We start from the raw sequence: 6,737 nt of genomic DNA, 5'->3' as shown, positions 1-6,737 counted from the left end.
AATAATCCGGGAAGGTTATTTTTCAGAGATTGATGATTTAATTTCAGCAACACGTGACGCTCGTAAATACATATCGGCATTAGAGCAGCAAGAAAAATCTCGTACTGGAATTGGAAATTTAAAGATTGGGTATAACAGAGTTTTCGGTTATTTTTTCGAAGTATCCAATTCTCATTTGAATAATGTTCCTGATGATTACATAAGAAAACAGACTTTAGTAAATGCTGAGCGATTTTTCACTGAAGAGTTGAAGCAGTATGAGAATAAAGTTCTTAACGCGAGCGAGAAGCTTCAAGAATTAGAGACTCAAATTTACAAGAATGTTTGCTCTCAAGTTTTATCATTTTCGACTCGAATACTTGGCGCTGCATTAGCTATAGCTCGAATTGACGCATTACTTTCTCTTGGTGAAGCCGCGTCTCGTTACGGTTATGTACGGCCTTCCTTATCGAACGATGAGAATCTCAATCTGGTAAGTGCTAGACACCCTGTCGTCGAAAGATTTTTGCCCCCAGGGACTTTTGTATCTAACGATACAATCATGTCTACAGAAGCTTCACAGCTCGTAATACTTACGGGGCCTAACATGGCAGGTAAATCTACTTATTTACGCCAAGTAGCCCTTGTCGTATTGATGGCACAAATAGGCTCATTTGTACCTGCAGAACAAGCTCACGTGGGTTTAGTAGATAGGATTTTCACCCGTGTAGGATTGCAGGATGACCTAACTTCAGGGCAATCAACTTTTATGATTGAAATGGTGGAAACAGCGTCAATACTTAACCATGCAACTAAAAGGTCGTTGCTTATTTTGGATGAGCTTGGAAGAGGCACTTCTACATTTGATGGGCTTTCAATTGCTCAGGCTGTTGCAGAGCATATTCATAATGAAGCATCTTTAGGCTGCCGCACATTGTTCGCAACTCATTATCATGAATTAACCACTCTGGCAGAACGATTACCGAGAGTTACCAATTTAAGCATATTGGTATCGGAAAGTAATGGTAGAATTGCTTTCTTCCATAGGATTGTTAGCGGAGGTACAGACAAAAGTTATGGTGTACAAGTAGCGCAGCTAGCGGGATTACCATTCTCAGTAATTGAAAGAGCAAAAGAGCTATTACAAGAACATGAAACATTGAATGGAAGATCAAAAACTGTAAAAAGTAAAAATTTACCTGGTGGCCCTGCGCAAGGTCAATTTAATTTCCACGTAGATTATCCACCCGAAATAGAAAAGCTTTTTGAATCAATAAAAGAAATTGATCTAGACGATATTACCCCAAGGCAGGCATTGGACAAGCTTGCGCAAATTATAAGCGAAGCAAAGAATGGATAGGTCCATCTGAGTTAATTCCAGATGGACCTATCCATTCTCTTATTATTCAGTAATTACGCCTGCATCCAATGGATCTTGGTCAAATATTTTGGCATTTGAATAATCGGAATGAACAGGGATTTGATGCTTTAAATCAATAAGCTTACCCGTTTTAGCTGATTCAATTACTGCAAGTGTGGCTTCTAACGTAGCCATACCCCACTCAGCAGTGTGATATACAGGTGCACCATTTACAACGGCTTCATAGAGTTCTTTTAGTTCTGCTCGCCGATTCATTGCCCAACCCGCAGGGGGCTTAAGATCAATTGTGTGATGACCTTTGTTATCGTAAACAGTGATTCCATACGCTGAACGAGTGATGTCTCCTCTTTCGCATGAAACAACTACAAACCCTGGTTCAGCAGGAACCCACGGTTCTCCACCAATCTCACGGTTTTGGCCTTCTCGTTTGAAAATTTCGACCTCGCGCTCTCCACCAATACGAATGGCTTGCTTGTCAGATTCTTCATCTCGAGTGCCGTTGATCATTCCATTCCTGACTAAAACTCTTTCGGGTTCGTCATATCGCTGTCGATCATGGCCCCATGGAACCATTTGGGCTCCCATGAAATAGCCATGAGCATTATGGACAATTGTGGAGAAGGCACCATTTTCAAATTCAAAAATGGCAGAGTAGTACCCTGGTATCGATCTTTCTGGCATCCATTGCCCAACAACTCCACGAACGTTTTTAACCATACCCCCTCCGAGAAGACGGACAGTATCAATTTGATGAGGGCCCTGTCGATAAACAAGGCCTCCTCCTTGATTCAAATCTAATTCTTCTGATACACGTGGACGCAAAAGCCAGTCTGTATAGGCCATAAAATTAATCGATTTTACTGCACCAAGTTGACCAGAATTGATGATGCTGTACATCTTCCTGAAAGGAGGTATAAATGATCTTGTATGGCCCGCGATTAAAACATTTCCGGTACGCTTTGCCGCATCACACATTGCTTGGGCTTCTTTCAAATCAAGAGCCATAGGCTTCTCAACTACCACGTGTTTGCCATGCTCGAGAGCATAGATTGCCATTGGTGCATGGAAGCGATTTGGTGTTGAAATCCAAACAGCTTCTACATTAGGGTCTTCACAAAGCTCTTCTAAGTTTGAATAGGCAGTCGCTTCATATCTTGCTTGAAATCGCTCTCTGGTAAGAGGGTTGGTATCTGCTCCAGCAATAAGATCGATTTCTTCCATTTGTTCAAATGCTGGAAGCATTTCAGTGCCACCAACACCTATTCCTACCATCGCAACACCCAGTGTCTTTTTTGCCATAATTACCTCTATCTTTCTATGTCGGTCTATCACTGCTTAATGAATGTGTCAAACAACCAGCCTTTAATGAGTATCTTCTAGTTCTTCGTTAAGCAAAAGCTGTACATACTTCATTAGTTCATCCTCTCGGGTTTTAGGTAATGATTTTGCCTCAAAGTATTTACGAACGGCTTCTGTAGGAGATATTTTCTCTGCTTCATTTACGTCAATTCTTGTTCTTCTATCTCTATTAATAATCTTCTCAATACCTGCAAGATGGAAGCATTCGTTAAGAGCTTGCCTGATTGCAGGTTCGTTGAAAAGATGCTCTTGCTCAGTGCTCATACTTATTCGGAACCTGACAATAGCCTTGCGTAATTCTTGCTGCTTTTGACCTATTGCATCAAGTGCGACTTGAGTGGGGTCTTGATCTAACTTCGGCGAGATATTAAATGTGATCATAGGCCGTGCATTAATAGGTACAAAAGAATGACTTAGAGTTTTTTGTCCGCTTGGCAAAGAAGGATCAATTTCTACAATAACAAAACCCTTATCCTCTTTCTCTTCGCTGAAATCAACTCTTTCGATACTACCTGCATAAACGACTGGAGGGGTATGTGTTAAGACTTGGTACTTATGGATATTGCCAAGAGCAACGTAGTCAAATTCAGGTATAGCAACTGTCCCAAGACTGAGTAAATGATCATTACCGAGCATCATCGAACGCTCTGACGCAGTTTTTGCACCTGAAATATTGACATGGGCGCACAGCACCGACGGTAGAGAAGAATCTAGTGATGCAACTTCTTGCTCAAGCATCTCAGTCAACCGATTTTCAACCGATTGTTTAATTTCTTCCATGGTCATATTTCGAGTTTCTTCCAGCGCCATGAATTGCCCTATTCGTATCCAAGGTAGCCCTACAATTTGAATATCACCAGCTTCCGTATGTATAAGATGGGTTTCCAAACTTTGGGCAACAGTGACGTTCTTTACGTTTAAAGTGGGAAAGATTTCTAACGAGGTTGCACGATTTGCTATATGAGGCAAATCGTGATTACCGACTGTAAGAAATACAGGAATATTCGCATCGGAAAGCCGATTTATCCGCTTCGCAAATTCTCGCTGATGAGTTTGTGATGGATCCCGAGATTTATAGGCATCTCCTGCAAATAACACTAAGTGAATATTGTTTTCTATGGCGTAAGAAACAGCCTCGTCCATAGCTGAAAGGAAATCTATTAATCGCGTATTTATGCCAATGAATTGGGATCGATCTTCGCCTGGGGCAAAATGCGCTGGGAGTGAAACGACGTCTTCTTCAGTTGCAGCTCTACCGTAGGATTCAACTCCTATATGAATGTCAGATATGTGTAATAATTTCACGAATTAGTGCAAACCATATTTTAGAGGTATTTTTCTAGCTTGACAGACTACCCATTGATGCAAGTTGTACATTCACTTCTTCAATTAAATTTTCAATAGGTACGCGAATTTGTTTCATTGAATCGCGATTACGAATAGTTACGGCCTTGTCATCTTCTGCAGTTTGAAAATCTATAGTAACGCACAGGGGCGTTCCTATTTCATCTTGCCTCCTATATCGCCTACCTATCGATTGTGAATCATCGTATTGACATCTGAAGGAGTATTTTAAGAGCTTGGATTCGACCTCTCTTGATATAGGAGTAAGTTTCTCATTGCGACTTAATGGAAGCACTGCTATTTGCACAGGGGCTATGTCAGGATGAAAATGCATTAGCGTACGGGTCTCAGATTTACCATCAACTGACGAAATAAGTTCTTCTTCGTAAGCATCGAACATAAACGTTAATGCTGCACGATCGACCCCTGCCGCAGGTTCTATCACATAAGGAAAGTAATGTTCATTCAGCTCCTGATCAAAGAATTTGAGATTTCTCCCTGAGACAGATTCATGCTGACTTAAATCAAAATCAGTCCTATTTGCTATGCCTTCTAGTTCGCCCCATCCCCAAGGGAAGGCGTATTCAACATCTGAGGTCGCTTTCGCATAGTGTGCGAGTTCATTACCTTCATGTACGCGTAGGCGCAGATTCTCTTCTTTTATCCCCAGAGATTTGTACCAATCATATCGAGCTTTTATCCAGTACTCGTGCCACGCATCATCGTCACCAGGTTTTACAAAGTATTCCATTTCCATTTGTTCAAATTCACGCGTTCGAAATATGAAATTACCCGGAGTGATCTCGTTACGAAAAGATTTCCCTATTTGAGCAATCCCAAAAGGAAGCTTTGATCTTGTAGAAGTGACCACGTTTTCAAAATTAATGAATATTCCCTGTGCAGTTTCTGGCCTTAGCCATACTTGATTTGCTGAGTCTTCTACAGGACCGACGAAAGTTTTAAACATTAAGTTGAACATTTTGGGATCTGATAATGTACCCCCGTCTTCAGGGCATTTGAGTGGGTCATCGAGCTGATCTGCACGAAATCTTTTATGACAATCAGGGCATTCGACTAAAGGATCAGTAAAATTTGTTGAGTGTCCACTAGAAACCCATACTTGAGGATTTTGAATGATGGCACTATCAAGACCAACGACGTCATTTCGCTGGTATACCATTGAACGCCACCAAGCCTCTTTAACATTTCGTTTTAATTCAACACCAAGTGGACCGTAATCCCAGCTTGAACCTATCCCTCCATAGATCTCGCTAGATGGAAAAACAAAACCTCGCCTTTTGGCAAGGGACACAATCTTACTAAGCTCTACCACAGATATTCCCCCTCCGTGAATGTATAAGTGGCTTTATCCGGTTATAGTATACCTGAGATACTCGTATCCTTCTGTGGCGTACATTTACAATTTTTCTATGGAGTATTAATGCCTGCAGTTTCAGTAGTTCGCGGATTAATAGTGCTGTACTCGACTACGATATTTTTGGGATTAGGGCATGGCATGATCATGCCAATTATTCCTATGATTGCTGGTCATTTTGAAATAACAGGGGGTATCGCGGCGCAAATTGTTACAGCTTTTGCTTTAGGAAGGTTTGTGGGACAACCGATTGGAGGGGTTTTAATCGATAGATTTGGTACCCGCATTGCCATAACTGTGGGTCCTTTAATTATAGGTTTGTCTGTGTTCGTTGCGTCAATTTCCCCGTTTTTTTGGCCTTTACTTATCGCATTGTTCATTGCGGGTATTGCGGATAGTAGCTGGATGCTGGGTAGAGAAGTAGCTGGTGTTGATTTGGTAAAAGCTACCCAAAGAGGTCGGTTAATGAGCGGGTTTATGGGGTTTCATGCAGTAGGAATGGGACTTGGTGGACTAGCAGGTGGTGTTTTAGCCGATGCTTCTGGGTTCCGATCAGTATTTGCTTTGTATACATTCCTATCGTTACTAGTTTTTATAGTAGGTTATTTTGCGCCTAACTCAAAGCCACTCAATCGAGATGTAAATACGGAAGAATTAGGATTAAATGGCAATTTTATTAATCGAATTAAAGGCCTTTTCTTCCAAATAGACCCTGCATTACGTTCAACGTACCTAGTCTTGGTTTTTGCTACTGCTAGCATGATGCTGTACCGGATGTCATTTCAGAGTATGTTCCCTCTGTATGCGGATGAAATTGGTATGTCTGCCAGCCGAATAGGGTTCCTGTTTTTCCTTATGACTTTCGGTTCATTAATAATGATCATCCCTGCAGGTTTTATTGTCGATAAAGTTGGGAGGAAATGGGCAACAGTACCAAGTACTATGCTTCCAGGATTGGCTTTTCTTGTGATTCCTTTCTTGGGGTCTTTTAATCCTTTAATTGTTATTGCCGTTGCAATGGGATTTGCCAACGGGCTTTCATTGGGATCGGTCGCCACATCAACATATGACGTCGTGCCTGATTCAGCACGAGCTAGGTTACAGGCAGCGCGTAGAACTTTTTCTGAGGTGGGCGCGATAACAGGTCCATTATTGGGAGGAGTTTTAGCAGTAAATTATGGAGCAGGAATAACATTTTTCGTTTATGCTCCGGTGCTTTTGATTGCTGCAGCTTTGCTGATGTTTGTAGCTAAAGAAACGTTAGTAAAGCCAGCAAAATTGATTGAGAGCTAGAAATTA

At 41.4% G+C, this 6,737-nt stretch carries 5 protein-coding genes; 2 read left to right on the top strand and 3 right to left on the bottom strand.

Features of this window, described 5'->3' with window-relative positions; genetic code table 11:
- A partial coding sequence (gene mutS / locus MK127_03695; GenBank protein MCH2531902.1) for a DNA mismatch repair protein MutS occupies nt 1-1,339 on the top strand: 1,339 nt, incomplete at its 5' end.
- A 42-nt stretch (nt 1,340-1,381) separates the two neighbouring features.
- Here mutS and MK127_03690 read toward each other — a convergent pair.
- The 3 genes from MK127_03690 to MK127_03680 form a co-directional block, all read right to left on the bottom strand.
- Complete coding sequence (locus MK127_03690) at nt 1,382-2,659, bottom strand: Gfo/Idh/MocA family oxidoreductase (protein ID MCH2531901.1); 1,278 nt, start codon at nt 2,657-2,659, stop codon at nt 1,382-1,384.
- A gap of 63 nt (nt 2,660-2,722) precedes the next feature.
- Complete coding sequence (locus MK127_03685) at nt 2,723-4,024, bottom strand: exonuclease SbcCD subunit D (GenBank protein ID MCH2531900.1); 1,302 nt, start codon at nt 4,022-4,024, stop codon at nt 2,723-2,725.
- A 34-nt stretch (nt 4,025-4,058) separates the two neighbouring features.
- Nucleotides 4,059-5,396: a glycine--tRNA ligase gene (locus tag MK127_03680; protein MCH2531899.1), complete on the bottom strand. Its 1,338-nt coding sequence runs from the start codon at nt 5,394-5,396 to the stop codon at nt 4,059-4,061.
- Nucleotides 5,397-5,504: 108 nt separating this feature from the next.
- On the opposite strand from MK127_03680, the gene MK127_03675 reads away from it, so the two are divergent.
- The gene (locus tag MK127_03675; GenBank protein MCH2531898.1) at nt 5,505-6,731 is read left to right on the top strand and encodes an MFS transporter; all 1,227 of its coding nucleotides are present in this window, start codon (nt 5,505-5,507) and stop codon (nt 6,729-6,731) included.
- The last annotated feature ends 6 nt before the right edge of the window (nt 6,732-6,737 follow it).

The organism is Dehalococcoidia bacterium (assembly GCA_022449765.1).
GTDB lineage: Bacteria > Chloroflexota > Dehalococcoidia > Lucifugimonadales > Australimonadaceae > UBA2963.
The sequence above is the reverse complement of the archived record's forward strand: the minus strand, read 5'-3'. Positions and strand labels throughout refer to the sequence as shown.